General features: G+C 71.6%; 36 protein-coding genes and 1 pseudogene. 22 read left to right on the forward strand and 15 right to left on the reverse strand.

Annotation, left to right across the window (positions count from 1 at the left end):
• Window positions 1–90: 90 nt before the first annotated feature.
• From AB0J88_RS30265 to AB0J88_RS30275, 3 genes are all read left to right on the forward strand, one after another.
• Window positions 91–1,068, forward strand: coding sequence for a helix-turn-helix domain-containing protein (locus AB0J88_RS30265; RefSeq protein WP_364347653.1), 978 nt, complete (start codon window positions 91–93; stop codon window positions 1,066–1,068).
• Window positions 1,069–1,327: 259 nt separating this feature from the next.
• On the forward strand, window positions 1,328–1,798 hold the full coding sequence (locus tag AB0J88_RS30270) for a hypothetical protein (protein WP_364347656.1): 471 nt from the start codon (window positions 1,328–1,330) through the stop codon (window positions 1,796–1,798).
• Between the two features lie 44 nt (window positions 1,799–1,842).
• The gene (locus tag AB0J88_RS30275) at window positions 1,843–2,244 is read left to right on the forward strand and encodes an integrase (protein WP_364347659.1); all 402 of its coding nucleotides are present in this window, start codon (window positions 1,843–1,845) and stop codon (window positions 2,242–2,244) included.
• Between the two features lie 13 nt (window positions 2,245–2,257).
• On the opposite strand, the gene AB0J88_RS30280 is transcribed toward AB0J88_RS30275, so the two are convergent.
• Both AB0J88_RS30280 and AB0J88_RS30285 read right to left on the reverse strand, forming a co-directional pair.
• Complete coding sequence (locus AB0J88_RS30280) at window positions 2,258–2,959, reverse strand: MOSC domain-containing protein (protein WP_364347662.1); 702 nt, start codon at window positions 2,957–2,959, stop codon at window positions 2,258–2,260.
• Window positions 2,960–3,000: 41 nt separating this feature from the next.
• Complete coding sequence (locus AB0J88_RS30285; protein ID WP_364347665.1) at window positions 3,001–3,555, reverse strand: DUF6529 family protein; 555 nt, start codon at window positions 3,553–3,555, stop codon at window positions 3,001–3,003.
• 119 nt (window positions 3,556–3,674) lie between these two features.
• Here AB0J88_RS30285 and AB0J88_RS30290 point away from each other — a divergent pair, with 119 nt between their 5' ends.
• The 7 genes and pseudogenes from AB0J88_RS30290 to AB0J88_RS30320 all read left to right on the forward strand — a co-directional run bounded on the left by AB0J88_RS30290 (window position 3,675) and on the right by AB0J88_RS30320 (window position 8,452).
• Window positions 3,675–4,523, forward strand: a complete 849-nt coding sequence (locus tag AB0J88_RS30290) for a GDSL-type esterase/lipase family protein (RefSeq protein WP_364347668.1) — start codon at window positions 3,675–3,677, stop codon at window positions 4,521–4,523.
• Between the two features lie 126 nt (window positions 4,524–4,649).
• Window positions 4,650–4,958, forward strand: a pseudogene (locus tag AB0J88_RS30295) (permease); the annotation flags it as partial.
• Between the two features lie 402 nt (window positions 4,959–5,360).
• Entirely contained in the window at window positions 5,361–5,492 is a 132-nt protein-coding gene (locus tag AB0J88_RS30300) for a hypothetical protein (protein WP_364347671.1), read from the forward strand.
• A 536-nt stretch (window positions 5,493–6,028) separates the two neighbouring features.
• Complete coding sequence (locus AB0J88_RS30305) at window positions 6,029–6,247, forward strand: hypothetical protein (protein WP_364347674.1); 219 nt, start codon at window positions 6,029–6,031, stop codon at window positions 6,245–6,247.
• Between the two features lie 13 nt (window positions 6,248–6,260).
• Window positions 6,261–7,100 (forward strand): EamA family transporter, encoded by an 840-nt coding sequence (locus AB0J88_RS30310; protein WP_364347677.1) that lies wholly within the window; start codon window positions 6,261–6,263, stop codon window positions 7,098–7,100.
• 176 nt (window positions 7,101–7,276) lie between these two features.
• A complete protein-coding gene (locus AB0J88_RS30315) occupies window positions 7,277–7,513 on the forward strand; it encodes a hypothetical protein (protein ID WP_364347680.1) in 237 nt (78 codons plus the stop codon).
• A gap of 15 nt (window positions 7,514–7,528) precedes the next feature.
• Window positions 7,529–8,452: an aminoglycoside phosphotransferase family protein gene (locus tag AB0J88_RS30320; RefSeq protein ID WP_364347683.1), complete on the forward strand. Its 924-nt coding sequence runs from the start codon at window positions 7,529–7,531 to the stop codon at window positions 8,450–8,452.
• Here the strand turns inward: AB0J88_RS30320 and AB0J88_RS30325 are convergent.
• Genes AB0J88_RS30325 through AB0J88_RS30340 form a run of 4 tightly spaced genes read right to left on the reverse strand, consistent with a single transcriptional unit; the run spans window position 8,418 to window position 11,325 of the window.
• Entirely contained in the window at window positions 8,418–9,059 is a 642-nt protein-coding gene (locus tag AB0J88_RS30325; protein ID WP_364347686.1) for a methyltransferase domain-containing protein, read from the reverse strand. The two genes, AB0J88_RS30320 and AB0J88_RS30325, sit on opposite strands and share 35 nt — an antisense overlap.
• Before the next feature lie 56 nt (window positions 9,060–9,115).
• Window positions 9,116–10,117: an alpha/beta fold hydrolase gene (locus tag AB0J88_RS30330; protein WP_364347689.1), complete on the reverse strand. Its 1,002-nt coding sequence runs from the start codon at window positions 10,115–10,117 to the stop codon at window positions 9,116–9,118.
• 9 nt (window positions 10,118–10,126) lie between these two features.
• Window positions 10,127–10,447, reverse strand: a complete 321-nt coding sequence (locus AB0J88_RS30335; RefSeq protein WP_364347692.1) for a GYD domain-containing protein — start codon at window positions 10,445–10,447, stop codon at window positions 10,127–10,129.
• 5 nt (window positions 10,448–10,452) lie between these two features.
• Window positions 10,453–11,325 carry an alpha/beta hydrolase gene (locus tag AB0J88_RS30340; RefSeq protein ID WP_364347695.1) on the reverse strand — a complete coding sequence of 291 codons (873 nt, stop codon included), beginning with the start codon at window positions 11,323–11,325 and terminating at the stop codon, window positions 10,453–10,455.
• 58 nt (window positions 11,326–11,383) lie between these two features.
• On the opposite strand from AB0J88_RS30340, the gene AB0J88_RS30345 reads away from it, so the two are divergent.
• The gene (locus AB0J88_RS30345) at window positions 11,384–12,016 is read left to right on the forward strand and encodes a DUF305 domain-containing protein (protein WP_364347698.1); all 633 of its coding nucleotides are present in this window, start codon (window positions 11,384–11,386) and stop codon (window positions 12,014–12,016) included.
• A 22-nt stretch (window positions 12,017–12,038) separates the two neighbouring features.
• On the opposite strand, the gene AB0J88_RS30350 is transcribed toward AB0J88_RS30345, so the two are convergent.
• Entirely contained in the window at window positions 12,039–12,593 is a 555-nt protein-coding gene (locus AB0J88_RS30350) for a GNAT family N-acetyltransferase (protein WP_364347701.1), read from the reverse strand.
• A gap of 138 nt (window positions 12,594–12,731) precedes the next feature.
• On the opposite strand from AB0J88_RS30350, the gene AB0J88_RS30355 reads away from it, so the two are divergent.
• Both AB0J88_RS30355 and AB0J88_RS30360 read left to right on the forward strand, forming a co-directional pair.
• Entirely contained in the window at window positions 12,732–13,517 is a 786-nt protein-coding gene (locus tag AB0J88_RS30355) for an alpha/beta hydrolase (protein WP_364347704.1), read from the forward strand.
• Window positions 13,518–13,530: 13 nt separating this feature from the next.
• The gene (locus AB0J88_RS30360) at window positions 13,531–14,040 is read left to right on the forward strand and encodes a DUF4188 domain-containing protein (protein ID WP_364347706.1); all 510 of its coding nucleotides are present in this window, start codon (window positions 13,531–13,533) and stop codon (window positions 14,038–14,040) included.
• On the opposite strand, the gene AB0J88_RS30365 is transcribed toward AB0J88_RS30360, so the two are convergent.
• Window positions 14,037–14,603 (reverse strand): GNAT family N-acetyltransferase, encoded by a 567-nt coding sequence (locus tag AB0J88_RS30365; RefSeq protein ID WP_364347708.1) that lies wholly within the window; start codon window positions 14,601–14,603, stop codon window positions 14,037–14,039. The two genes, AB0J88_RS30360 and AB0J88_RS30365, sit on opposite strands and share 4 nt — an antisense overlap.
• Before the next feature lie 105 nt (window positions 14,604–14,708).
• Between AB0J88_RS30365 and AB0J88_RS30370 the strand changes: the two genes are divergently transcribed.
• Window positions 14,709–15,149 carry a VOC family protein gene (locus tag AB0J88_RS30370; RefSeq protein WP_364347709.1) on the forward strand — a complete coding sequence of 147 codons (441 nt, stop codon included), beginning with the start codon at window positions 14,709–14,711 and terminating at the stop codon, window positions 15,147–15,149.
• Between the two features lie 225 nt (window positions 15,150–15,374).
• Here the strand turns inward: AB0J88_RS30370 and AB0J88_RS30375 are convergent, their stop codons facing one another.
• On the reverse strand, window positions 15,375–16,316 hold the full coding sequence (locus AB0J88_RS30375) for a nucleoside hydrolase (RefSeq protein ID WP_364347711.1): 942 nt from the start codon (window positions 16,314–16,316) through the stop codon (window positions 15,375–15,377).
• Window positions 16,317–16,391: 75 nt separating this feature from the next.
• On the opposite strand from AB0J88_RS30375, the gene AB0J88_RS30380 reads away from it, so the two are divergent.
• A complete protein-coding gene (locus tag AB0J88_RS30380) occupies window positions 16,392–16,721 on the forward strand; it encodes a putative quinol monooxygenase (RefSeq protein ID WP_364347713.1) in 330 nt (109 codons plus the stop codon).
• Here AB0J88_RS30380 and nadE read toward each other — a convergent pair.
• Entirely contained in the window at window positions 16,718–17,548 is an 831-nt protein-coding gene (gene nadE, locus AB0J88_RS30385; protein ID WP_364347715.1) for an ammonia-dependent NAD(+) synthetase, read from the reverse strand. The two genes, AB0J88_RS30380 and nadE, sit on opposite strands and share 4 nt — an antisense overlap.
• 124 nt (window positions 17,549–17,672) lie before the next feature.
• On the opposite strand from nadE, the gene AB0J88_RS30390 reads away from it, so the two are divergent.
• The 4 genes from AB0J88_RS30390 (at window position 17,673) to AB0J88_RS30405 (ending at window position 19,727) form a co-directional block, all read left to right on the forward strand.
• The gene (locus AB0J88_RS30390; RefSeq protein WP_364347717.1) at window positions 17,673–18,116 is read left to right on the forward strand and encodes a hypothetical protein; all 444 of its coding nucleotides are present in this window, start codon (window positions 17,673–17,675) and stop codon (window positions 18,114–18,116) included.
• 106 nt (window positions 18,117–18,222) lie between these two features.
• A complete protein-coding gene (locus AB0J88_RS30395; protein WP_364347720.1) occupies window positions 18,223–18,402 on the forward strand; it encodes a hypothetical protein in 180 nt (59 codons plus the stop codon).
• 20 nt (window positions 18,403–18,422) lie between these two features.
• Window positions 18,423–18,806, forward strand: a complete 384-nt coding sequence (locus AB0J88_RS30400) for a VOC family protein (protein ID WP_364347722.1) — start codon at window positions 18,423–18,425, stop codon at window positions 18,804–18,806.
• 84 nt (window positions 18,807–18,890) lie between these two features.
• Entirely contained in the window at window positions 18,891–19,727 is an 837-nt protein-coding gene (locus AB0J88_RS30405) for a polysaccharide deacetylase family protein (RefSeq protein WP_364347725.1), read from the forward strand.
• On the opposite strand, the gene AB0J88_RS30410 is transcribed toward AB0J88_RS30405, so the two are convergent.
• The 3 genes from AB0J88_RS30410 to AB0J88_RS30420 all read right to left on the reverse strand — a co-directional run bounded on the left by AB0J88_RS30410 (window position 19,718) and on the right by AB0J88_RS30420 (window position 21,702).
• Window positions 19,718–20,020, reverse strand: coding sequence for a hypothetical protein (locus AB0J88_RS30410; protein WP_364347728.1), 303 nt, complete (start codon window positions 20,018–20,020; stop codon window positions 19,718–19,720). The genes AB0J88_RS30405 and AB0J88_RS30410 overlap by 10 nt on opposite strands.
• Window positions 20,021–20,081: 61 nt before the next feature.
• Window positions 20,082–20,687: a GNAT family N-acetyltransferase gene (locus tag AB0J88_RS30415; RefSeq protein ID WP_364347731.1), complete on the reverse strand. Its 606-nt coding sequence runs from the start codon at window positions 20,685–20,687 to the stop codon at window positions 20,082–20,084.
• A 103-nt stretch (window positions 20,688–20,790) separates the two neighbouring features.
• Entirely contained in the window at window positions 20,791–21,702 is a 912-nt protein-coding gene (locus AB0J88_RS30420; RefSeq protein WP_364347733.1) for an NAD(P)H-binding protein, read from the reverse strand.
• A gap of 257 nt (window positions 21,703–21,959) precedes the next feature.
• Here AB0J88_RS30420 and AB0J88_RS30425 point away from each other — a divergent pair, with 257 nt between their 5' ends.
• Window positions 21,960–22,748: an SAM-dependent methyltransferase gene (locus AB0J88_RS30425; protein WP_364347736.1), complete on the forward strand. Its 789-nt coding sequence runs from the start codon at window positions 21,960–21,962 to the stop codon at window positions 22,746–22,748.
• 3 nt (window positions 22,749–22,751) lie between these two features.
• Here AB0J88_RS30425 and AB0J88_RS30430 read toward each other — a convergent pair whose 3' ends face one another.
• Window positions 22,752–23,540: a hypothetical protein gene (locus AB0J88_RS30430; protein WP_364347739.1), complete on the reverse strand. Its 789-nt coding sequence runs from the start codon at window positions 23,538–23,540 to the stop codon at window positions 22,752–22,754.
• Between the two features lie 104 nt (window positions 23,541–23,644).
• Between AB0J88_RS30430 and AB0J88_RS30435 the strand changes: the two genes are divergently transcribed.
• Window positions 23,645–24,448, forward strand: coding sequence for an NAD(P)H-binding protein (locus tag AB0J88_RS30435; protein WP_364347742.1), 804 nt, complete (start codon window positions 23,645–23,647; stop codon window positions 24,446–24,448).
• Window positions 24,449–24,544: 96 nt separating this feature from the next.
• Complete coding sequence (locus tag AB0J88_RS30440) at window positions 24,545–24,820, forward strand: hypothetical protein (RefSeq protein WP_364347745.1); 276 nt, start codon at window positions 24,545–24,547, stop codon at window positions 24,818–24,820.
• Window positions 24,821–25,043: 223 nt separating this feature from the next.
• On the opposite strand, the gene AB0J88_RS30445 is transcribed toward AB0J88_RS30440, so the two are convergent.
• Window positions 25,044–26,033 (reverse strand): AraC family transcriptional regulator, encoded by a 990-nt coding sequence (locus tag AB0J88_RS30445; protein WP_364347748.1) that lies wholly within the window; start codon window positions 26,031–26,033, stop codon window positions 25,044–25,046.
• Between the last annotated feature and the right edge of the window lie 90 nt (window positions 26,034–26,123).

Below are 26,123 nucleotides of genomic sequence, written 5' to 3' on the forward strand. Positions count from 1 at the left end.
TGCAGGAGCTGGCCGAACACTGTCAGCCGTCGATTCCCGTCACAAGATCCCTATGTGGCTGCTTACTGCCAGCTGGCACAATCTGGCCCCATGGAGCTCGCGGTCCTGGGTTTGTCCGCCGACGAGGAGCGGGTCTACGAAGCGCTCGTCGCCCTCCCCGGATCGACGGTCGCGGCGCTCGCCGACCACCTGTCGACCCCGCCGGAACGGTTGCGGCTGACCCTCGACGCCCTCACCGCGAAGCACCTGGTGGCCGCCAGCGGCAGCCCGGCCCGATACTTGGCCGCACCGCCGGACATCGCCATCAACCAGCTCGTGCAGCAACGGGAACGCGAGCTGAGCGCGGCCCGGGCCAAGGTGCATTCGCTGTCGGAGATCCACCGCAGCGCGCACCGGACCAGCCCCGAGCTCGTCATCGAGCAGTTGACCGACCGGGAGACGATCGCGGCGGCCGTCGCCCACCTGGAGTCCGAGGCGCGCCACCAGGTCCGGGTGTTCGACACGCCGCCCTACTACGAGCTGCCGGGCGGTGCGGGCGCGGCCCGGAACACCCAGGCGCAGATCGCCCACCACAAGAACGACGGCGTGGCACACCGCGTGATCTACAGCCTGGACGCGCTGGCCTGGCCCCAGAAGCTGGAGACGGACATCCTCCCGGCGGTACGCGGTGGCGAGCAGGCACGAACCCGGCGGACCCTGCCCATCAAGCTGATCATCCGTGACGACCAGGACGCGCTGATCCCGTTCGACCTGAGCCGGAGCGGCCTGCAGGTCGCCTACCTCGTCCGCCGATCGCCGTTGCTGACCGCCCTCGAGGCGCTCTTCGAGGGCGAGTGGGCACAGGCCGCCCCGCTCGACGTCGCTCCGGCCGGCCGCTCCGAGCCGGACGAGGAGACCCGGTCGCTGTTGAAGATGATGATGGCCGGGCTGACCGACACGGCCATCGCGCGCGTCAACGGCTGGAGCACGCGGACCACGTACCGCCGGCTCCAGGCCCTGATGACCGAGCTCGGCGCGTCGAGCCGGTTCCAAGCGGGCTGCCTGGCCGAACGCCGCGGCTGGCTCTGAGCGCGGCGTCCGCCTCGGCGACCGGCACGTCCCGCGTCCTCAGGCCGGAGTCGGTGCTCGGCTGGACGCCGTGCACCGACTACAAGCTGGCCACCTACGAGCAGATCGCCGACTACTACCGCAAGCTCGACGCGGCCAGCGACCGCATGAAGCTGATGGAGATCGGCAAGACCTCCGAGGGACGGCCGCAGCTCATGGCGATCGTGTCCTCCGAGGAGAACCTCAAGGACAAGAACCTCAAGCGGTACAAGGTGAGGCGATGGGGCAGCGGCTCGACCGCGAGGGCAAGGTCGGCGCGCTGGCCCGCCAGTCCTACGACATCTGGTGGAACGGCGGTGCGCGGACGGCGCCGTACTACCACAACCAGATCGGCATCCTGACCGAGACGGCGCACGCGTCGGCGACTCCGCGCGTGTACGACCCGAAGGACTTCCCGGCCACGTTCGCCGACGGCACGTCGACCACCCAGCCGTCGGTGTTCTATCCGAGCCCGTGCAAGGGCGGCGAGTGGCACCTGTCGCAGAGCTGCGCGTACATCGTCTCGGCGTCGTGGGCGATGCTGCGGCAGGCCAGCGACGACCGCGAGGGCTGGCTCTACGGGTCGTACCACGGACGGCCGCAGCTACGCCTCGTTCGCCTCGTTCACGGACCCGGACGGCAATGGATGGCTGCTGCAGGAGGTGAAGGAACGCGCCCCAGGACGGTGACCAGCTCAGCGCAAATGCGTTGAAGGGCCAGGGCGGAGTAGGGAGGATCTGTCCGGAGGTGGCCTGCGTGCGGATTCGGCTGCGGCGGTTGCGAGTCGACGGGCGGGTCTTCGCGTGGCGGGCGGAGATCAGGCATGTGCGAGGCAGCGGCGACTGTCATCGCTGCATTCGGGTGCGGGTGTGGGGTGACGGGAAGACGAGCCAGGTGCTCCAGGCCGATTTGCTCTCGACATACTGGCCCGCGCCGTGGGGGGCGTGTGCTGCCGACGGCTCCTATCCGACGCCCTCCGATGTGCGCGTCCTCATCGACCACGCGCTCCGGCGCGGCTGGCGGCCCGAGCAGCGCGGCGGGAGGTTCCTGGTGTCGGAGCACGCCGGCTTGGTGCTGCCCGGCTTTCTGGTGACCGATCGGCTGCGTACCCCCGACAGCGCCGACCCCACGGACAGGGTGGTCCGCGCGTCGACATGACGTGTCGGGATGGTCAGCTCGTTCCCATGTCCGACGCGCCCCGCCGGGCGCGGGAACGCCGCCGGGGAAGCCGCTCCGCGAGGGTCGTGCGCAGGTCGTCGGGCAACCCGTCGATCGCGAGCAGTTCAGGCACCAGCGCGGGCTCGGTCAGGTACGCCCGGAACGCTCGCGCGATGGTCACCCCGTGGGCCGGGCGGTCTTCGACGGTGATCGGGTCGCCGGCGCAGATGGCGCCGGGCTCGAGCACACGCAGGTACGCGCCGGGTCGGTTGGACCTGGCGAAGGTCTTCGTCCAGCGGGGCTCGCCCATCTTGTGCTGGAACGTGGCACACGGGATGCGGCCGAACGTCGGCTGAAGGACCAACTGCGGGCCGAGGCGCCACCGCTCGCCGATGACCGCTCCGTTGACGTCGACGCCTTCGGTCGTCACGTTCTCGCCGAAGAGCCCGTTGGCCAGCCGGCGGGACAGCCGCGCCTGCCACCAGTCGTAGTCTTCCCGCGCGTACGCGTAAACGGCCTGGTCGTCGCCGCCGTGGTGTGCGATGTCCAAGATCTGGTCGCCGACCAGGCCGCTGTGCAGCCCGGTCGTCTTCGGCCCGGGCGCGCGCACGGCCACCAGGTGGTCGACCGGCCGCTTGTTGATGCCGGTGATGCCGACGTCCTTGGCCGGGTTGGGCTCAGGCACAGCCAGGTTGACCGAGAGAATCCGACCCACGCCGGCAACCTAACCGCCGCGCGGCACCCTACGCGCGCGATTTATCGCGGCAGCCCGTACGTCGCGACGTACCAGAGGGCGCTGCTGGCGGTGACGCCGACGACGGTGGCGAGGAGCAGGCCGGCGACCGCGGGGAGCGCCCAGCTCGGCAACCGTCTGCTGTGGACGACGAGGACCTTGGCCACGAACGCGCCGTAGAACATGCTGCCGAGGATGCTGTGCGTGAGGACCCGGGCGTCGTACGACTGGAAGCCCATCGCCCAGAGGCACGCGGCCGCGACCGGCAGGCTCACGAGGAACGCCAGGTAGCCGGTCGTGCGGTGCACCGGACCGAGCCACGGCCGGGCGCGCAGGCCGAGCTTGCCGTAGATCCACAAGGCGGTGCAGAGCTGGACGGCGGCCAGGAGGAGGACGCCGAGGCTGAACCAGACCTTCATCGCGTAGATCGACGGGAAGGGCCGCTGCCAGGGAACCTCGCCGGTGGGCGTGTGCACGCTGCCGAACACGCCCAGCGCGACCGCGACCGCGGCGCCGATCAACAGCGGCACCAGGACGAGCGATGGCCTGGTACGTGGGAGGGCCGCTCGATCGGACACCGCGTCAGTATCCGCCGAATTCCAGCCATAGGCCGTGAACCGGGCCGAGGCGGCGGCGCTCGTTTTGGTCACGCTTTTTGATCGTCCATTAGTTGGACTAATGGGCTATGGTCGTTCGCGTGGACAACACCGTGATGTGGACGGCCGCGTTCCGCAGCGCCGTGATCAACCCGTACGACCAGCTTCAGTTCGGCCAGCCGCGGAGTTTCGCCGACCAGACCGTGAGCCAGCTGCTGCGCTTGGCCGGTGAGATCACGCGGGTCGTGGCCGGCGATCAGACGCATACCCACCCGTCCGTGGGAGCGGAACGCGTGGAAGCCAGGTACTACCTCTCGGGCGTCGACGTCCCGGCCCCGACCGGCACCATGATCGGCGCGGCTTTCGGAGACTCGTGGTTCGAGGGAGTCGGCACGACGCCGGGCGCGAACCACCGCTCGGTCGACTTCCTCAACCGCCGGCTCGACAACGGCTGGGTCGTCAACCTCGGCATCGCGGGCAACCGCCTGCTGCGCGACGGCGTCGGCGAACACGCGCTGACCCGGTTCGACCGTGAGGTCGTGCCGATACCCGCGTTGACCCACGTGCTGGTCAACCTCGGCATCAACGACCTGGTCCTGCCCGGCATGCTGGGGGAGGGGCCGCCGACCGCCGACGACCTAGTCGCCGGCTTCACCACGCTGGCCGACAAGGCGCACGAGGCCGGCCTGAAGATCGTGGTGGCCACCATCGGACCCTTCGCCGGCGCGGGGGTCGCGGTCGAGGCTCTCGAAGCCCGCCGCGAGGTAAACGAGTGGATCCGCCGGACGACCGTGTTCGACGGTGTCTTCGACGTGGCCCGGGCGGTCGCGGACCCGCGCTCACCTGACCACATCAACCCCGCTTTCGACGCGGGCGACGGCATGCACCTCGACGACACCGGCGCACAGGCGATGGCGGAATCCGTCGACCTGCGGGACCTCACCCTCTGACGGCGGCGACTCGCCGGGAGTCCGTCGCGCACGGGCAGGGCAGTCGCTACCGTGTCCGTCGTGACGGCACCCCTCACCGACGGGCGCGACCGGCCGGCTGACGTCGGCGAAGCGCCGCCTCGGCGGTTGTTCGGCGACCGGATCGGGTCCGTCGAGGTGCTCACCGCCGTGCTGGTGTTGCTGGTCATCTTCCGCGGCCCGGTGTCCGACGCGATCTCCAGCCCCCGGTTGCAGACCTGGACCACCGTGTTCGTCTCCGTGATGGTGCAGGCCGTGCCGTTCCTGGTGTTCGGTGTCGTGCTGTCCGCGGTGATCGCGGTGTTCGTGCCGCCCTCGTTCTGGTCCAGGGCCCTTCCCCGGCGTCCCGCGCTCGCCGTGCCGGTCGCGTCCGTGGCCGGCGTGGTGCTCCCCGGCTGCGAGTGCGGGTCGGTGCCGTTCTGGAGCGCGGTGCCACCCCGGACGGCCGCCTGCGGCTGGAGGTGACGTTCCAGGACCACAGACACGCCGAATGGGCGATGTGGCAACTGGCCGCCGACGGGGAAGCCCTTGCCCCGCAATGGCTACGCGCAACCCTGCACGCCCGCGCCGCCGCGATCGCAACCCGCCACGAGGGTATTCCCGGCGCCTTCGAGTGACTCGCACAGGACAAGCCGAGGCAACCAAACTGGTGACACAACCGCGACTGCCTTGCGATAAGACCGTTTCTGTTCTCGTGACCAATGTCGGAGGGGACGCCTAGCATGAGCCCTCACAGCCACTCGCCGGGCCGGAGGAGGAGCTATGCCCACCGCGATCGTCAAGACGCGAGAAGAGCTTGAGGCATGGCGCGATCGACTCATGTCCAAGATCCCCGCCGACATGGGCAAGGACGAGTTCTACGACCTAGGCCGCAATTACGAGCTCCGCGCTGACGAGCGGGCGGTCTACGAGACTCTCCGGACCATCGACTACCTCCTGGGCGATGACTGAGGCTGACGCCGCTACCGAAGAACTCCGCGCCATCGCAGGCGTGTTCGCCGAAGAGATCACCGCTCGGATCCATCGGGTCGTGACGACCACCGGCGCGCTCACCTCCATAGTCCTGCGTGGCAACCGGAACAGCCGGGTGGCGGTCGGTTTGATCAATGAACACGCGCGAGGCGCCGACAACCTGGTCGGCAGCTTCCCGCTCACCATCGACGGCAATCATGCCCTGGATCTTTCGCTGCGCTTTTCTGTTGCCAGGACTCCGCAGGCGAGTTCCTGGCCGTCGACAAACTCCTGGATGCTGGTCCTGCCCGCCGGCGATCCCATCCCGCTGTTCCGTTACGAGTACGTCCGGAGTGCCACGGGCAACGTTCCGGTCGCACATCTCCAGATCCACGCACACCGCGACGAGTTCGGCTACGCGCTGATGCGGCCTCGCCAAGTCCCGACACAGATGGTTGAAGGGAAAACCGCCACGTCTTTCCGAGTTCCACTTCCCGCTCGGCGGCCACCGGTTTCGACCCTGCCTGGAAGATCTGTTGCAGGCGATCGTCGCCGAGTTCAACGTCGACTGCCCGACTGGATGGGAGGCGGCGGTGAAGGAAGGTCGCGAGGAGTGGCGCCGCACCCAGCTACGGGCGGCGGTGAGGGACGCGCCCGCGGACGCGGCGGAGGTACTCGACCGCATGGGATACAAGATCGCCCCGCCGGACGCAGGCGCACCAATCGGCAATCGGGAGCGACTGCGCGCCTACTGACCAGGTCGACGCGATGAGTCCGACGCCGACGTTGCTCGTGCTGTTGTCGGTCTGTTGTGCTCAGGTCGGTGGGGCGCTCGCGCGTACGTTGTTCGACGATCTCGGCCCACCCGGCGTACTCCTGTTGCGCCTGTCGATCGCGGCCCTGGTCTTCGCGGTCGCCACCCGTCCCCGGGTGCGGTCCTGGTCGCGGGAGGCCTGGCGGGCCGTGGTCCTGCTCGGCATGTTCTCCGCCGGTCTCAACCTGCTGACCTACCTCGCCCTGAGCGTCGCGCCGCAAGGGGTGGTCGTCACCGCGTCGTTCGCCGGGCCGTTGATGCTGTCGCTGGTGCAGACCCGGCGTCCGGCCGATCTGCTCTGGGCGGTCCTGGCCGGCACCGGGGTCGTGTTACTCGGCCTCCGCACCGGGATCGACGTGCCGCTGTCGGGACTCCTGCTCGCTCTCACGGCCGGTGCGTGCGGGGCCGGCTACATCATGTTCAGTGCCCGCGTCGGCAGCGTCGTGCCCGGCCTGAGCGGTCTCGCGGTCTCGTTCGCCGTCGGCGCGTTGCTGGTCCTGCCGTTCGGCCGGGCGGACGCCGGCGACGTGTTCGGCCGGCCGGGGCTCCTGCCCACCGTGGTCGCGGTCGCCGTGCTGTCGTCGGTCGTGCCCTACGCCCTCGAGCTGATCGCCCTGCGCCGCCTGCCGACGCGCGTCTTCGGTGTCCTGATGAGCCTGCAACCGGCCGCTGCGGCGATCGCGGGCCTGCTCATCCTCGATCAGCGCCTCGGAGTTGTACCGATCGCCGCTTTGATCCTGGTTTCTGTGGCCAGCGTCGGCGTCACGCGGCGCGGTCGTGACGAAACAGAGTGATGAGCCACCTGGATATCCGCCACCTGGCGTATGTCTCGGTGGCCACCCGCCTCCAGGCGCGTAAGCCACCCTCGCAATGTCAGCGAGGTGTCCGTTATCTCGACAGGCCAGAACCGAGAGGCTCGCTACGAGCGCCGGGCCGTGACGATACGGCGCCAAGGCGAGAGGCGGACCCGATGAGCACCCTCGGACGGGGCGACGAGCACTTCCACTACAGCGACGGCTCACATCGCTGGATCGCACCAGCTCATCTGGAGCAGAACGTGTGGGAGGCGGGGATGCGCGCCCACCTCGGCCGCCACCTGCTCACCATGGGCGGCCGGGAACAGGTCGACCCCATCGACCTACCGAAGGCGTACGTGCCACGGCAGCGCGGCTCCAGCTGTTCGACACGCCCGAAGTCGGCCACGTAGGAGCCACGGCTACGGTTGGTCCGCGTGAGGATCGACATCACCGCGGAGCTGGTCCAGGGCCTGGTCCGCGACCAGCATCCCGACCTCGCCGGGCGACCGGTGCGGCTCGGTGCGCGGGGCTGGGACAACCAGCTGTGGCGGCTCGGCGACGACCTGGCCGTCCGGCTGCCCTGGGCGACCGCGGACGCCGACGCGTTGCTGCGCAACGAGCACCGCTGGCTCCCGAGCCTGGCCCCGCGCCTGCCGTTGCCGATCCCCGTCCCGCAGCGACTCGGTGAGCCCTCCGAGCGTTTCCCGCGGCCCTGGCTCGTCACGACCTGGCTGAGCGGCACCCCGGCGGACCTGGCTCCCGTCACGCGGGCGGGCCGAGCGGCCGGCGACCTGGCGGCGTTCCTGACGGCCCTGCACCGACCGGCTCCCGACGGAGCGCCCGCGGGTCGCGACCGTGGTGGCCCGTTGGCCGACCGCACCGAGGGATTCACGAGCGGGCTCGCCCACGCCACCGAGCAGGGGCTGATTGCCGACCCGGACGCCGTCCGCGCCGTCTGGCAGGACGCGGTCGACGCTCCACGATGGACCGGACCGGCGCTGTGGCTCCACGCCGACCTGCACCCCGCCAACGTCCTCACGGCCGACGGCAGCATCTGCGGCGTCGTCGACTTCGGCGACCTGTGCGCGGGCGACCCGGCGTACGACCTCGCCTCCGCCTGGCTCCTGCTGCCGGACGACGCGATCGACCTCTTCTACGCGGCGTACGGGCCGACGGCGGATGACGCCACCATGCGCCGCGCCCGCGGCTGGGCGGTGGCCCGTGCCCTGAGCGGCATCCTGATCGCCAACGCCGGCCCACCCGGCGGCAAGCCCACCTGGGGTCCACCCGCCCAGGCCGCCCTGCGCCGCCTCGTCAGGCGTACGCGACGCCCGCGATCTGGGTGTTGAAGGTGATGAACGGGCTGTGCAGCCGGTACGCCGAGATGTCCACCCGGGCGAAGCCGGCCGCCCGCAGCAGGCTCGCCAGATCCCGCTCGCAGGAGCAGCCCTCGAAGGTCCAGGCCCACGGCCGCCGCAGCATCCGCTGGAGCGCGCGGGTCGGGGAGCCCGGAGGCGCGGCGACGTGCTCGACGAAACGGAACGTGCCGCCCGGCCGCAGCACGCGGCGCACCTCGGCCAGCACCTCCGCCGGGTCGGCCACCGTGCACAGCACCAGCGACGAGATCACGCTGTCGGCGCTCCGGTCGGGCAGTTCGGTGCGCTCGGCGGACCGGTCACGCAGGTCGAGCCGCACGCCTCGGCGCTCGGCGGCCGCCCGCAGCCGCCGATGCATGGGCGCGTTCGGCTCGATCGCGACGAGGGTCGAGCCCGGGCGCAGGTAGCGGAGGTTGGCACCCACGCCGGAGCCGAGCTCCACCACCGTCTCGGGCAGGTCCGCGAACACCCGCCGCTTGTGCCGGCGCACGTTCCACTCGATGTAGGGACCCATCACGCTGAAGAACGCCGCGTTGAAGGCGCCGCGCCCCTCGTGCACCACGAAGCCGGTATCAGTCACACCACCCACTGTGCGCGGGTCGCAGGGGGCCCGTCAGGCGTAGAACTACCCCACTCTCAAAGCTGGTCCCGCCACCACGCCGCGATCTGGGCGCGCGACCGGAAACCCAGGCGCAGGCGGATCCGTTCGACGTGTCCCTCGGCCGAGCGTTCGTCGATGCCCAGGCGCGTCGCGATCTCGCGGTTCGTCAGCCCCTGGCTCACCAGCTCGGCCACCTCGCGTTGGCGGGCGGTCAACCCGCTGCGCCGCGCCACCGGCAGGCCGAGGAACCGGCGGACGACGCGGACCAGCGCGTCCCGATCACCGGCGTACGGGAGGTGCGAGCGGCCGGGCAGCACCACGAGCCGGGCACCGTCGATGCCGGCGGCGAGGGCCTCGGCCTGCGCGACGGGTGCCGCCCGGTCGCCGGCGCGGTGCACCACCAGCGTCGGGGCGCGCACCTGGTCGAGGCGGTCGCTGACGTCGAGCGCGTAGCTCAGTGCCAGCAGCTCCCGGGCCGTCGCGGCGCTCGAGCACGCGCGCTGGTAGCGGGCGAGCTCGGCTCGGGTCCCGCGGTCGGCGTCGGGGGCGAAGATGTCGGTCAGCACGTCGGAGCCGAGGCCCCAGTGCGCCTCGACCAGGCCGAGGACGTGGTCGCGTACGGCCGGTGGGGACAGGTCGTCGCCGCGCGCCCAGCCGCCGTAGAGCACCAGGCGCCGCACCGTGTCGGGGTGGGCCGCGGCCCAGGCGACGGCCACCGGCGCACCCATCGAGGTGCCCATCAGGTCGAACGGCTCGTCCAGCGTCGCCGCGACCGCGCCGAGTTGCTCGAGCTCGAACGCCAACGACGCCGGGCGGTCCGCGGCCGGCGACAACCCTGAACCGGCGCGGTCGTAACGGACGAGCCGACAGCCCTGCGCCATCGCCTCGTAGAGCGCCCGCTCGGCCGGCAGCTCCCAGCCCAGCTCGAGGTGGGTGAGCCAGCCCATCACGTAGACCAACGGCCGGCCGGCACCGGCCGAGGCGTAGGCCAGGGTCGTGCCACCGTCCAACGCCACCTGATCGATCCGTTGCCGCACGTACCCGGTCTACGCGCCGGGCGCCCGGAAGTCGACCGCCGCCCGGGCTGCCCCGTCGACCTCCTCGGGCGTCAGCAGGACCACGGTCCTGGTGTCCAGGGCGCCGCTCGCGCCCACGGCGATCGACAGCGCGGCCGCCGCCTTGTTGTCCGGCAGGTCGCAGATGATGTAGACGTCGTGGTCGCCGAAGCTGTAGTACATCGCCTCGACGCTGCCGCCGACGCTCGCGGCCGCCTTGCGCGCGGCGTCGACCCGGCCGCTCCCGCCGTCCTTGAGCAGCCCGCGACGGCCCTCGGGGGTGTACGCCGCGGTGAACAGGAATTTCGCCATAAATCCTAAGGTAGTAGGACCTCGTGCAGCCGGGCGGCGAACTCGGCCGGCTTGCCCGCGTATCCGAACTCGCCACCCATGAATCCGCCGTGGTGGCTCGGGAACACGACCGCCTCCTGGCCCAGCAGCGCCGCCAGGCCGAGGGCGGTTCGCGCGGTGTACGTACCCGCGGACTCCTCACCGACCGCGACCACGACGCGGGTCGGCGCGGCCGTCAACGCCGCCGCGTCCGGACGGTAGTCGGAGACGGCCCACGAGGCCTTGGACAGCAGCGGGTCGTCGCGGCCGCCGTCGTCCTCGGCGGGCATGCCGAACATCGCCGGGTCGGGCGCCGGCTGCGCGAAGTACTCGTCGGTGAACTCGCCCTGCCACGAGGTCATCGCGATGAACGCGGCCATGCCGGCGCCGGTGCCCTTCGCCTGGTACGCGTCGTGGAAGCCGGCCCGGGCACGCTCGGCGGCGGCCGCGTCGGGCAGCACGGCGTTGATCGGCGGCTCGTGCGCGACCAGCGTGGCGACGTCACCCGGATGGGTGGCGACGAGCTCGAGCCCGGTGACCGCACCGCCGCTGCTGCCGAACACGTCGACCGGCCCGGCGCCCAGCGCCTCGATCAGCTGGTGCAGGTCGGCGGCCTGCTGCTGCGGCGTGTTGTCCGTGCGGCCGTCGCTCCGGACGCTGCGGCCCAGCCCCCGCGGGTCGTAGGTGACGACCGTCCGGTCCGGGAAGTGCCCGGCGAGCGCGGTGAACCCCTCGGCCGTCATCGGCTGGCCGATCATCAGCAGCACCGGCTGCCCGTCCGCGGGAGGCAACGGCCCGCGCACGTCGTAGACGAGGTCGACGCCGGGCAGGGCAAGGGTGTGCGTCTCCATGCCAGTCATGCCGGCCAGCCTAACGGCGTACCGCGGAACGGCGCCGGAAGCTCGCTACGCTGCTCGCGTGCTTGATGACGACGCGCTCGAGACGGACCACCGCCCGCGCAATCTCGTCCTGGTCGCCGTCGCGGTGCTCCTGGCCGCGCTGGCCGGTGGTGTCGGCGGCTGGCTCTTCGCGCAGGACGGCCACGACGACGCCTCGGTCGAGGCCGGCTTCGCGCGCGACATGTCCTCGCACCACGCGCAGGCGGTCGAGATGGGCATGCTCGCGCACGGCCGTTCCGACGATCCCGACGTCCGCACGCTGGGCGGTGACATCGCGCTGACGCAGCACGGCCAGATCGGCATCATGCAGACCTGGCTGCGCGACTGGGACCTGTTGCCGACCGGCGAGCAACCCCGGATGGCCTGGATGGCCACTCACGAGGGCCACGCCGCGGACGGCCCGATGCCGGGAATGGCCACCCAGGAGGAGATGACCCGGCTCCGCACCGCCACCGGCCGCGACTTCGACGTCCTGTTCGGACAGCTCATGCTCCGCCACCACCTCGGCGGGATCGTCATGGCCGACGCCGCGCTGGCCCAGAGCGACGACGAGGACGTGCACTGGCTCGCCGAGAGCATGAAGTCGGCCCAGCAGTCCGAGATCGGCGCCCTCACCCAGCTCCTCGAACGCAAGGGCGCCAAACCCCTGTGACCGTCAGTTGTGCTGCCGGCCGTCAGCGGTCGGTGAGGGCGCCCAGCACCCGCGGTGGCAAGGGCTGGTCGCTGTAGAGCAGCCGGATCGCAGTCGGGTCCGGGTTGCCGGCGTCCGGGCCGCGCCAGACCCGGTGCAGGCCGAGGCGTTCGACCGAGCGCAGCGAACGGTCGTTGCCTTCCAGCAGGTACGCGGTGACGGGAAGCTCGGCCCGCTTCCCGCGTGCGGCGGCGATCCCGGCCGCGCTGATCTCCTGCGCGTAGCCGCGTCCCCACCGGGCCGGCGAGAGCCGGAAGCCGAGGTTCCACGCGACGCCGTAGCGAACCATGCAGCCGCCGATCCCGACGAAGTCGTCGTCGTCCCAGGCGGTCCACATGCCGAGCCCGTCGCGGACCCAGGCCGCCCGCCAGTTGTCGATCATCCGCGCGGTCTGCGCCGGGGTCTCGTGGCGGCTCAGCGGGTCCGGACCCCAGACCCGCTCGTCGGAGTAGAGGGCGAACAGGCGGTCTAGGTCGGCCGGCTCGGGCACGCGCAGAGTCAGCCGCTCGGTCGAGTGCACCACCGGTTCGTCGCTCACGGACAACGATGATCCGCGACGACAGCGCGGCCGGCCACCCGAATTCCGCGGCTCCGGGAAGTCCTCGTTCAGTGATCGTCAACTAGCGGCTCGTACGGTGGGCCGGCTGGCTGAAACGATCTCGAGGGGACAGATTCGATGACGACCACCCGACGCACGCTGCTGGCCGGATCCGTCGCGGCAGCCACCGGCGCTGTTCTCGGTGCGCCCGCGGCGCAGGCCCATTCGAGCCAGGCCAAGCCGACCGTCGTGCTCGTGCACGGCGCGTTCGCCGACGCCTCGGGCTGGAACGAGGTCGCCGCGCGCCTCATCCGGGCCGGCTATCCGGTCATCGCGCCGGCGAACCCGTTGCGTGGCGTGGCCTCCGACTCCGCCTACCTGGCCAGTGTCCTGGCGACGGTCAGCGGCCCGGTCGTGCTGGTCGCGCACTCGTACGGCGGCATCGTCATCACCAACGCCGCCACCGGGAACCCCGCGGTCAGGGCCCTCGTGTACGTGGCCGCGTTCGCTCCCGACCAGGGCGAGTCGCTGTTGGACGTCCAGGCGAGGTTCCCCAACACCCAGCTGACCGAGGCGGCACTCGACTTCCGTTCGTACGCCGAAGGGGTGGACGGCTACATCAAGAAGGAGGCGTTCCACGACGTGTTCGCCGGCGACCTGCGCAGGTCGACGACCGACGTGATGCGGGCGACGCAGCGCCCGGCCGACGTGCGGACGCTGGGGGAGCCGTCCGGCGTGCCCGCTTGGAAGACGATTCCCTCGTGGTATCTCGTCGCCCGTGATGACAAGGTGATCCCAGTGGCGACGCAGCGGTTCATGGCGCAGCGGGCCGGCTCGCGCGTCTGCGAGGTCCGCGCCTCCCATGTCGCGATGATCTCGCAGCCGGCCGCCACGGCCGAGCTCGTCGAACGCGCCGCCCGCTGAAGGGAGCCGGAGAATGCCCACCAAGGTCACCCGACAGACCGTCGACCTGTCCGCCTACCCGGACCTGCTGGTCCTGTACCTCGGCATGCGCGTGAACCACTTCTACGGGATCCGGACCTTCTTCAGCTTCGGCCGCAAGATCAGCGAGTCGGTCGCGGGCAAGCCCGACGGGTTGCTGCTGCACGAGCCCGTCTACTACTCGATCTTCCCGATGAACATGGGCATGCGGCAGTACTGGCGCGACCTGCCGTCGCTGCTCGAGTTCGCGCGGTCCGAGCCGCACCGGCAGTGGTGGCTGGACTTCCTGCGCGACTCCGGCGGCACGGGGTTCTGGCACGAGACCTACTCGGTCAAGGGCGGCATGGAAGCCGTGTACGACGACGTGCCCAAGCCGATCGGGTTCGGCCGGTTCGCCGGCGTCCAACGCGCCCGCGGCACCATGTTCGGCTCCGCGGCCCGCCTGGGCCGGGGCGAGGTCGGCGGCCCCGCGGCGATCGGCGAGAACGAGCTCTACGACTCCTAGACCGTTGCCCGCATGACCCAGCGCCACTTGGCGATCTTCCGGACCCGGGTGAAGCCGCACCGCGTGTAGAGCTCCTCCGGGCCGGTGTGCAGGTAGGCGCCGCGCTGCGGTGGGCGTTCCGCGGTCTGCTCGGGGTAGGCCTCGACGACACCGCCGCCGGCGCGCTTGATCTCTTCGAGGGCCGCGGCGACCGCGGCGGCGGCGACGCCCTTGCCGCGGTCCTTGGAGTTCGTGAAGACGCAGCCGATCCGCCAGTCCGGGAGCTCGTCGGCCCCGCGCCAGTACGCCCGCCGGTTCTGGATGTTGGGCAGTTCGGGCGGGGGGCCGAACTGGCACCAGCCGACGCAGCGGTCGCCGTCGTAGACGAGCACCTGGTGGACCGTGCCGCCCGTCACGTGGCGAAGCTTGGCCTCCCGGTTCCCCTCCCGGGTGTGCCCGGCGCCGACGCCCTCTGGGTGGAACCCCATGCACCAGCAACCACCCCACACGCCGTTATTGACCTCGACCAGCGCGGCGAAGTCGTCCCAGGTCTCCGGCGTGAGCATCCGAGTCGTCATGGTCATAGCCGCAGTCTGCTGCTCGGCCTTTCCGACGGGAAGATGTCGAGAGTGGCCTCGCGGTTCCGTCCCTGGAGCGAACGGCCGCCACGACAGCAGGGAGACACCGGTATGGCGCTCAAGCGGATGGACAACGTCCTGATCGTCGTCGAGGACCTCGACGCCGTCATCGCGTTCTTCGTCGAGCTCGGCATGGAGCTGCGGGGCAAGGGGCCGGTCGAGGGGCGGTGGGTGGAGAGCATCATCGGGATCGACGGCGTCCGGCAGGACGTGGCGATGCTGCGCACCCCGGACGGCCACGGCGGGATCGAGCTCGCGATGTTCCACACCCCGAAGGCGATCAGCCCCGAGCCGAGGCACGCACCGGCGAACACGCTCGGCATCCGCCGGATCATGTTCGCCGTGGACGACATCGACGACGTCATCGCCCGTTTGCGCCCGCACGGCGCCGAGCTCGTCGGCGAGGTCGCGCGCTACGAGGACGTCTTCCGGCTGTGCTACGTCCGCGGGCCGGAGGGGATCATCGTCGGACTGGCCGAGGAGCTGGCGTGAGGACGAGCGCGCCGTTGTGGCCGCCGAAGCCGAAGCTGTTGGACAGCACCGGCCCCGGCTCCCAGGGTGTCGGCCGGCGCGCGAGGTCGAGGTCCACCGCCGGGTCCTGGTTCTCCAGCCCGTACGTCGGCGGGACGGTCCGCTCCCGCGCGCCCGCGCCGCGCTGGCGGCCGCCGACGCGGTCCGTGCGGCCGCCCGGCACACCTGCCCGGCCGACTGCGTGGTCTAGGCCGGTGCGCCCAGCCGTTTTACCGCGGTCATGAGCAGGCGCCAGAAGGCGTCCACGTCGATGCCCACCGCCACGTCCACGTTCGGGGTGGCGCTCGTGCGGTGGTGCAGGTCCACGACCGTCGCGCCGCGCGTGTGCGTGCCGGTCAGCTCGACCGCGACCGGTGCGGCGACCGTCCGGACGACCGACGGGTCGATGACGGTGGCCACCGCGATCGGGTCGTGCACCGGGGGATGCGGGAACCCGAACTCCCGGAGGTAGGCGCTCGCGAAGAACGTCATCAGCTCCGCGCAGACCGCGCCCAGGCGGGTGCCCAGGCCACGGAACTCGGCGATGATCTGCTCGGTCGCGAGCGCCTGGTGCGTGACGTTCAGCCCGATCATCGTGGTCGGCAGCCCCGAGCGCAGCACGATGTCGGCGGCTTCGGGGTCGGTGACGATGTTGAACTCGCCGAGTGGCGTCGTGTTGCCCCGGTCGGTCGAGCCACCCATGAAGACGACGCGGCGTACGCGCGGCGCGACCTCGGGATGACGACGCAGCAGCAACGCGACGTTGGTGAGCGGCCCGAGCGCGATGAGGGTGACCGGCTCGGGGGAGTCCGCGATCAACCGCCGGGTCAGATCGACCGCGTGTACGCCGGCCACCTCCCCGACCGGCAGGTCGAGGTCAGGACCGTCGAGCCCGGACGTGCCGTGGATGTTCTCGGCGACGGTGAGCTCGCCGACCAGCGGGCGGCCGCACCCGGCCGCGACCGGGACGTCGCCGACGCCGGCCAGCGCGAGCATCCTGAGCGCGTTGCGCGTCGTCTTGTCGAGCGTCTGGTTGCCGGCGACCGTCGTGACGCCGAGGACGCGCAGCCGCGGGTCGCCCACCGCCAGCAGCAGCGCCAGCGCGTCGTCGTGGCCGGGGTCGCAGTCGACGATCACGTTCTCGCTCACGCGGATCATTCTGCGACACTGACCTGGGCCAGGCACGGGGAGAATGACCCCGAACGGCCACGAGGAGGGGTTCGGATGATCTTCATTACCGCCAAGTTCCGGGTCAAGCCCGAGCACGCCGAGCAGTGGCCGGCGATCTCGCGCGACTTCACGGAGGCGACCCGGGCCGAACCCGGCTGCCTGTGGTTCGACTGGTCGCGCAGCCTCGACGACCCGACGGAGTACGTCCTGGTCGAGGCCTTCCGCGACGGAGACGCCGGCGCCGCCCACGTCGGCTCCGACCACTTCGCGCAGGCGCGGAAGACGCTGCCGGCCTACCTGACGGCCACCCCGAAGATCATCAACGCGACGCTGCCCCAGGACGACTGGTCGGCGCTGGGCGAGCTCGCGGTGCCGGAGGCCTAGGCCCGCCACCAGTCGTCGGCCGGGGTGGCGGGGACCGTCCGCTTGTGGCGGGTCGCTCGGTAGACCGACTCCACCCTGGCCGCGACCTCCGGTGAGACCTCGACGCCCTCGAGGTAGTCGTCGATCTCCCGGTAGGTCAGGCCGAGCGCCTCCTCGTCGGGCAGTGCGGGGCGGTCGTCCTCGAGGTCGGCCGTCGGCACCTTCTCCCAGGCGCTCCGCGGCGCGCCGAGCTCCTGGAGCAGCGCGGCGCCCTGGCGCTTGGTCAGGCCGGTCAGCGGGGTCAGGTCGACGCCGCCGTCGCCGTACTTGGTGAAGAAGCCCGTCACCGCCTCGGCCGCGTGGTCGGTGCCCACGACGAGCATGTTGAGCTGCCCGGCGATCGCGTACTGGGCCACCATGCGCTCACGGGCCTTGATGTTGCCGCGCACGATGTCGCGCAGCTTGCGGTCACCGCCGAGCGCCTCCGCCACCCCGGCGGCGACGGCGTCCGTGCTCGGTTTCACGTTCACCACGAGCGACCGGTCGGGCCGCATGAAACGCAGCGCGGCCTGCGCGTCGTCCTCGTCGGCCTGCACGCCGTAGGGCAGCCGGACCGCGACGAAGGTGGCGTCCAGGCCCTCGGCCCGCGCCTCCTCGGCGGCGAGCTGGCACAGCCGGCCGGTCAGCGTGCTGTCCTGGCCGCCGCTGACCCCGAGCACGAACCCGGTGGCCGGCGTCGATCGCAGGTAGTCCTTGAGGAACTCGACCCGCTCCCGGATCTCGGCCGGGGGATCGATGCTCTTCTTGACGCCGAGCTCGACGAGAATCTGCTGCCGTAGGTCCGCCACCGGCACACTGTACTGGCCTTCGATTCTCGTACCGTCCGCCGTGCAAGGTTCTTCGCTCGGCCGCGGCATGCACGAGAAAGGGCGTCGGCGCGTGAGGGCCGCACAGGTCACGTACATTTGCGGCATGCCAACGGTCAAGTTCGATCGAAGCTCTGACTTGACCGACGCGCGCAAGCTGACCGCGTTCGTCGTCGGGGTCGCGTCAGTCGCGCTGGCTGTCGGTTTCTCGACGGCCAAGCTCGGCGAGGACCCGCACACCGCCGAGACAGAGACCGTGACCGGCATTGTCACCTGGTCGAACGACGTGTCCAGGCTGATCGCCTTCGAACAGGACGGCGCCCCGCGGGTACCTGGCGGCGGCGACACGATCGTCTCGGTGTTCGCCGACAGTTGGTACGACGCCGCCGGGACGTCGCACAGCGACGGCACCTATCCGACCTGCCTGGCCGGTGTCGGCGAGGACCCGGTCTCCATGGACCGGCACCGGGTCGAGCTTCAGGTCCTCCACCGGGCGATGGCCGGGGGGCCGTCCCAGCTCATCGCGGTCCAGGTGCACTGCCTCGACTGACTCAGATGCCGGACAAGCCCCGGAAGGAGAGCACCTCGGGCTGGCCCGCCGCCTTCTAGGGCAGACAAGGGTTCCGGTTGCCCTCGGCGGATGCCATCATGCCGGAATGGAAGACCGTGAATTCGATGCGACGAGCCGTCCCGGCACCGGCCCCGCGATGAGCCGTCGAGTGTTCTTCGGCCGCACGTTCGCCATCGCCGGCGGGACCGCCGGGCTCCTGAGCCTGACCGCCTGCCCAGGTGGGGACGACGGAGACGACGATGACGACGACGGAGACGACGACTGAGGCAGCTACGCTGACCGGTCATGGTGTCGTTCATCCGGAACGTGTCGTTCGACTGCGCTGATCCGTATGCCCTGGCACGGTTCTGGAGCGAGGTGGTCGGGCACCCGCTGGATCCGCGGTTCGCTCCCGGTGACAGTGAGGTCGTCATCGAGCCTCCGGGCGGCCCTCGGCTCTATTTCCAGGCGGTGCCCGAGGCCAAGACCGTGAAGAACCGGGTGCACGTCTGCCTCCAGCCGGGTGACCGCGACCGCGACGCCGAGGTCGAGCGGCTGCACGCGCTGGGCGCGACCACCCTGGCCGACCACCGCACGCCCGACGGCGACGGCTGGGTCGTGCTGCTCGACCCGGCGGGCAACGAGTTCTGCCTGACCCGGTCGGCCGCGGAACGGGAGTCGACGCCGTAACCGACCGACTACGCCTGGTGGAAAACGTGAATCCGGTGCATGGTGCTGACAAGTCCATGACATGACGCGGCTACCTTTCCCTGCGTGTCGTTCAAACCCGCCGCCCGGGTGCTCGCCGTGTTCATGGTCCTGCTGGCACTGAACGCCTGCGCCGCGCAGCACCAGCCCGAGTTCGTCGCCCGCTCAGGCCCGCCCAGCCCGTCGCCGACGCCCTCGAGCACGCCCACGGGACAGCCGACCCCGACCCCGACGGTCAAGCCCAGACCCAAGAGCCTCGAGTGGTACGTGGCCAAGGCGCCCGCGTACGAACCCGTGCAGCCGCACCCGGTGAAGCTGCCCGCGAACGGGTTGCCGCCGTTCTGGCTCCGCGTGCCGACGCAGGACAAGGTCGCGTTCATCACCATCGACGACGGGGCGCTGGCCCAGCCGGCCGCCGTGCCCGACTTCATCCGCGACGCGCGCATCCCGGTCACGATGTTCCTGAACTCGCCGGCCGCGACGGAGCACACGGACTACTTCAAGGCCATCGAGGCGGCCGGCGGCGTCGTGGAGAACCACACGATCCACCACACCTCACTGCGCGGTATGTCGTACGCGTACCAGAAGCAGGAGATCTGCGGCTCCGCTGACAAGCTGGAGCAGCTGTTCGGCAAGCGCCCGACGCTGTTCCGTCCGCCGTTCGGCGACCACGACGACACCACGATCCGCGCGGCCAGGGACTGTGGGGCCGAGGCGCTCTTCTACTGGACCGAGACTGTCGACAAAGGAATCGTGCGCTACCAGACGCCCGACAAGCGCGTGCAGCCCGGCGACGTCCTGCTGATGCACTTCCGGCCGCGGCTGATGGACGACCTGTTGGCGGCGCTGCGGGCGATCCACCAGGCCGGACTCACTCCGGCGTTGATCCGGGACTACCTGTGACGGCGGTCCGCGGCGGCGTAGGACACGGCGGCGGTGAGCGCCGCGACGGCCAGCACCGAGGGCCAGGCACCGATCCTCTTGGCCAAGGGGTGCGACAGACCGAAAGCGCCGACGTACGTCGCCAGTAGCGCGCCCGTGACCGCCGGGCTGGTGCTCCTCGCCCACTCGCGGCCCGCCACCACACCGCCGGCCGCGAGGACGGCACCGCCGAGCGGCCGGATGCCGGTGCGCCGGGCCAACTGCCAGCCGCCGATCAGGGACCCCGCGGTGACCGCGGCGGTGGGAACGCGCATATTTCGACCGTACACCGGCGGGCGGACGCGGCGGCCGGGACCGCCGCGCCCGTCGTGCGTGTTACCGGGGGTCGCGCCACATGGGGTAGAGCGACGGCCCGGCCGGCAGGTCGATCGTCCGCGGCATGCGCTCGAAGCCGAGGCGCTCGTAGAGGGCGGCGTTGCGCAGGGTGCTGGCCTCCAGATAGGCGGGCCGGCCGGCGGCGTCGAGCTCCGCGAGGCGGTGGCGGAGCAGCGCCGCGCCCACCCCGGTGCCCTGGTGGTCGGGGTGCACCGCGATGAACGGCAGGTAGGCGTGGCTGCGGTCGTGCGGGTGGTTGGCGACCATCAGGTCGTCGAGCTCGGCGACCCGCTTGAGCGTCTCGCCGTCGAGGCCCGCCTCGAAGGCCGCGCCCAGGCCACCGTCGTCGTCGGACTCCGGCGCGTCGCCGTCGACGTCCATCCAGAGCGCGAGTCCCTTGTGGCCGTCGAGCGTGTCCGCCCGGCCACCGGCCAGCGCCAGGTCCACGAACGCGCCGAAGAACACCAGGTGGTGGTCCGGCCGACGGTCCTCGTCGCGGAAGACCCACTGCGCGATCGGGTCGCCCATGAAAGCCGCGGCGATGACGGACTTGAGACCCGACACGTCGTCCGCGGTGGCGGGGCGTACACGATGGTTCGTCGACACGTGCTCTCCTTGCGGTTCGGGATGGTCTCGGGCTTCGACAGCCGCGACGGCGGACACTAATCCGGCCAACGCCCAAAACGCAAAGGGATCCGGACCGTCCCCACTAGACCTTGGCGAAGGTTTCGCGGAGCGCCGGCTCCAGGTCTCGTCCGGTGGTCGGCTCGATGAACAGTTCGGCGAGGAACAGGTCACCCGCGTACGTGGGGTTGACGCCGGACTCCTTGCCGCCCAGGGCCTGCAGCGCGCCACCCAGCCGCGTCGACGCCCGGACGACGACGGCCGGCAGGCGAAAGACCCTGCGGCTGCGACCGACCGCACCGGCGATGCGCGCGACCATCTCCGCCCAGCTGAGGTTCTCGTCGGCGATCGGGATGTCGGCACCGCTGGCCTGCTCGAGCGCGTCGGCCGTGACCTCCGCCACGCTGCGCGCCGACGCGGCGGCCGAGCCGCCGGCCGGCACCAGCAGGGGTGCGCGGGACCTGGCCCACCGGTCCAGCGGGCCGGACCAGTTGGGCAGCCGGTCACCGGCCCGGCCGAACACGAACGGCAGCTCCAGCACGGCCACGGGCAGGTCCGGCCCGGCCGCCGCGCGCGCCTCGGCGGTTTGCTCGACCCGGCACCGGATGTACGTGTGCCGCTCGGGCAGCCGCCACTGGGGGTGCCTCCGGTGGAAGAGCGTGTAGTACGAGCCCATGACGACACCGCGGCTCAGGCCCTCCGCGCGGGCGGCGGTGAACAGGCGGACCACGGGGTCGACGAGGTCCTGCCGGAACACCGGGTAGATGGGCTTGGGCAGCCCGCGCTGCTCGTCGGTGCGGGTGGCGTAGACCACGCCGTCGTGGCCGGCGAGCAGCCGCCGGAGCTCGTCCGGCTCGGCGGACTTGACGTCGACCAGGTGGTCGATGCCCGGCGCGGCGGTGCGCGCCGCGGTGGTCACGGTGTGTCCGCGCTCACGCAGCACGTCTGTGACATGGGCGCCGACCAAACCGCTCGCACCGACCACGAGAATGCGCATCCGCGCATCGTCCACTGTCAACCCACCCTGTTGTCAACGCGTGGTCGGGTCGCTGTTCGAGGCCCTTCCGGGAGATCGGCGGGCCGAGCCGGAAGTCGCGGAAGGTGGCCACCGGCCCGGCGCGCGAGGGTGAGCACGCCATGACGCCCACGCTCACGGTGTCGGCCCGGGCTATCATGCCGGCCTGTTCGAAGAGGGTCGTGTGCGCGGCGGACACGACGACCTCGGTGTATCGGAGTGCCTCTATGCTGTGCGGCGTGGACGAGCTGACCTCATTGGACACCGGCGTGGCGCACTCGGCGCGGTTGTGGAACTACCTGCTCGGCGGCACCGACAACTTCCCCGCGGACCGCGAGGCGGCCGAGCAGGTGCTGGCCTTCCTGCCGGAACTCGTGCGGTCGGCGCGGTCCAACCGGGAGTTCCTCGGCCGGGCGGTCCGCCACCTGGCCGGCGAGGCCGGGGTGCGGCAGTTCCTCGACCTCGGCACCGGCCTGCCCACCGCCGGCAACACGCACGAGGTCGCCCAGTCCGTGGCGCCCGACTCCCGGGTCGTCTACGTCGACAACGACCCGATGGTGCTGGTGCACGCGCGGGCCCTGCTGACCAGCGACCCGGCCGGCGCCACCGACTACCTGGACGCGGACGTCCGCGACCCGGTGTCGATCCTCGCGGCCGCCGACCGCACGCTCGACTTCGACCGCCCGGTTGCCGTGATCCTGCTGGGCATCCTCAACTTCGTCACCGACGACGCCCAGGCCCGGCAGATCGTGACCGCGCTGACCGCGGCGGTGCCGGTCGGCAGCTACCTGGTCATCTCGCACCCCACCCGCGAGGTCAACCCGGAGGCGGTCGACCGCGCGGTGGCCATGTGGAACGACAGCGGCGCGGCACCGATGGCGGTCCGCGACCCGGCCGACCTTCACCGCTTCTTCGACGGCTGGCAGCTCGTCCCGCCGGGGCTGGTGACCTGCTCGCAGTGGCGGCCGGACGGCAACGACACGACCCCGGCCTCCGAGTACGCCGGCGTGGCCCGCAAACTCGGCTGAGCCCTAGGGCGTGTCGGGCTCGCGGTGGGCCAGCCGCGCGCAGGCCGGCACGGTCAGGGCGGCGCCGACGAGCAACGCCGCGAGCACGCTGCCGGACTCGACGTCGGGTCCACTGTCTACGGACACCCCGACGACGAGGAACGCTACGTCGCTGGGCGGCTCCGGTCGGCTCCGCCAGGCCTGTTCGACCGCGAGCCAGGTGAGCAGGACGAACGGGGTGATGCCTACCGCGGCGATCGCGGCGGCACCGTGCCGGCGGGCCGTCCGTCGCACCAGCCAGACGTACGCGCCGAGCACGCACAGGACCTCGACCGCCGCCGTGATCGGTCCCACCACGGCGACGATCAGCGGAACGAGCACCAGCGCCAGCAGCGTGAGCGGAGCGACGGTGGCCGTCGCCGGGCCGAGATCGCGCAGCCGGTCGCGGGGCAGCCGGCCGACCGCGACTCCGAGGCAGGCGCAGGCCAGCACGAGCAGGCCGGCCACGGTCGCATGCCGCACGAACAGCCGGCGCTCCCACCGCGGGTCACCGACCGCCGCGAGCATGCCGTCCGTGGCGGCCGGCCAGCGCCACATCAGCGCCGCGACGGCGGCGGCGCACAGCAGGAGCACGCCGTGCAGCAGGAAACGGCTCGCCACCGGCACGCGCGGGTCCCGCACCGCCGGATGCGCCGCGGCCAGCCCCAGCGACGTGGCGGCGCCGACCACCGCGACGGTCGGGTTGCCGAACGCGGCGGCCGCGACCGCGACGAGCGCCGCAAGGGACATCAGGACCGCGAGGCGCGACGACATCGGCACAGGCTAATGGGATCGAGGGTCGAGACCGAAACTCGGTGGCGGGTACGCCTGACGCGGTGTTCGCTGACGTCGCCAGATCAACAGGTGGCGGCAGAGGGATGGGCATGATCGTTGTCTGCGCGGCGTCGGGTGCGCTGGGTCGGTTGGTGGTCGCGGAGCTTGTCGCGCGGGGTGAGCGCGTGGTCGCCGCCGTCCGCGACCCGAACCGGGCGGCCGACCTGGAGGGTGCCGAGGTCAGGCACGGTGATTACGACGAGCCGGCGAGCCTGCGCTCGGCGCTGGCCGGGGCCGAGCGGGTGCTGCTGATCTCCTCACCCGAGCTCGCCACGGACCGGCGGGTCGCGCAGCACCGCGCGGTGATCGACGCGGCGGTCGCCAACGGAGCAGGGGCCGTCGCCTACACCAGCTTCCTCGGCGCTGACCGCGGTGGCGACGCGCTGAACGCCGCACACCACGAGACCGAGCGGGCGCTCCTGGCCAGCGGACTGGGCCACGTCGTCCTGCGCCATCCGTTCTACACCGACGCGTTCGTCAACGCCCGGCTCCGGGAGGCGGTCGAATCGGGTGTGCTGGTCTCCGCCACGGGCGGGCGCGGCCTCAACACGGCGCTGCGGGCGGACCTCGCGGAGGTCGCGGCGAACGTGCTGACCTCCGACACCCACCTGGGCCGGGCGTACGACCTGACCGGTCCGGTCTGGACCTATCCACAACTGGCGGCCGCGCTCGGCGAGGTGAGCGGAAAAGCCGTCGAGCACCGCGACGAGACCGTACCCGGCCCGATGGGCTTCCTGATGGGCCTGGCCCGGGCCGGGGCGTTGGAGCGGCAGACCGACGACCTGCGCCGGGTGCTGGGCCGCGACCCGGCGACGCTGCGTGACGTTGTCGAGCGGGCGCTGGGCTAGGAGAGACGCGCGATCCGGATAACCCCGGCGTGAAGTGGATCGACGCACAACAGGCACCGGCCTACAGTCCGTCGGATCTGGGGGAGGGACGCGTCCATGCAGGACCTCGAAGGTGACATGTTGCGAGCGGTCGCGGCACTCAGCGGCGCGGTCGACTTCCTGCACCGCTACGACCGGCTGCAGGCCGCACTCCGGATCGAGACCGGCGCCACGCCGTCGGCGCTGACCACGAAGACGGAAGACGGCCTGGCGGCCGCACACCGGGTCCTGGACACCCTCCGCTCACCCGACGGGCGCCCGGCCCGCACCGAGCCGTTCATCCCGGCCCAACGCACCTCCGGCGAAACCCGCCCGGGCGACCCGGGGGAGTAGGAGAAAGGGGCCGCGCCCCAACCGGATGACGGCCGGCCACCCGCGGCCAAGAGCCCGCGCCGGGTGCGGTCGACCGCGGCGAGCGACGCCTGACCCTGGCGCCGCCTGCCACCCGGCGCAAGGCCTCGCGCGCCTGACGCTGGCGACGGCCGTCCGTACCGGCCAGGCGCCGCCTGCGACCCGGCGCAAGGCCCCGCGCGCCTGACGCTGGCGACGGCCTCCCTTACCGGCCGCGCAGGGTTGCCGAGGGGGACTCGCCGTAGCGTTCGCGGTAGGCCGCCGCGAAACGGCCCAGGTGGCCGAAGCCCCAGGCGTGTGCGATCGCGGCCACTGTGTCGCGGCCCGGCACCGGGTGCCGCAGCTCGTCGCGCGCGTAGCCGAGCCGGACGTGTTGCAGGTAGCCCATCGGTGACAGGCCGACGTGCCGGCGGAAGCCCTCCTGCAGCGACCGCACCGACACCCCCGCGATCCGCGCCAGCTCCGCGGTGGTGAAGGGGTGCGTCGGGTCGGCCTCCATCACCTGCACGGCCCGCCGGACCGTACGCGGGCGCACCGGGGGTGTGTGCGCGGTGAGCGCGTCCGCGTACTGGTGGTCGACCGCGTACAGCAGCCCGCCGAGCAGGCCCTGCGCGTAGCGTTCCGCGACCAGCGGCTGGCGCAGCGCGCTGTGCGGGTTGGCGATCTCCGACCGCAGCAGATTGATCATGCGGCACCAGGTGAGGCCGGGGCCGTGGGTCGTGTCGAAGCTGGCTCCGAACCGGATCGGCCCGCTCACCGGTCGGCCGAGCAGCGCCGCGAGCTCCGCCTCCAGGACCGCTCGGTCGAAGCGGATGCCGAGGCTGCGGCACTCCGCGCCCCAGCGGCCCGTGTGCGCGCCCGCGCCGGGCCGGTAGACGGCCGCGCGGCGGGGGTTGGCGACCGTGATGGCGCCGCGGTGCTCGCTGCCGATGGCACCGGCGATCGGCATGTTGACGTGGTAGGCGTCGATCAGGTCGGCGCCGATCGCGACGTCCGCACCGAACTGGATGTCGCCGACGGTGATCGGGCCGAGCCGGACCAGGTCGGCGGCGAGGGCCAGTGGCCGCGCCTGGTCGAGCAGGTTCAGGTCGACGTCGTAGTAGAACTCCGCGCAGAATGCCCGCGCCTCGTCGAGGTCGCTGGTGCGGACCGAGTGTGCCTCGATGGGCAACGGATCGCCACGCTCAGTGGTCACCCCGTGACGCATGACCATGAGCATCGCTCGGGCAGAGTCACACGTCAATCGGGCGGCAGAGCGGGGTTGCCGGTGTGGCTGTTCGGCAAC

The sequence above is a fragment of the Asanoa sp. NPDC049475 genome (assembly GCF_040676915.1).
Classification (GTDB): Bacteria; Actinomycetota; Actinomycetes; order Mycobacteriales; family Micromonosporaceae; genus Asanoa.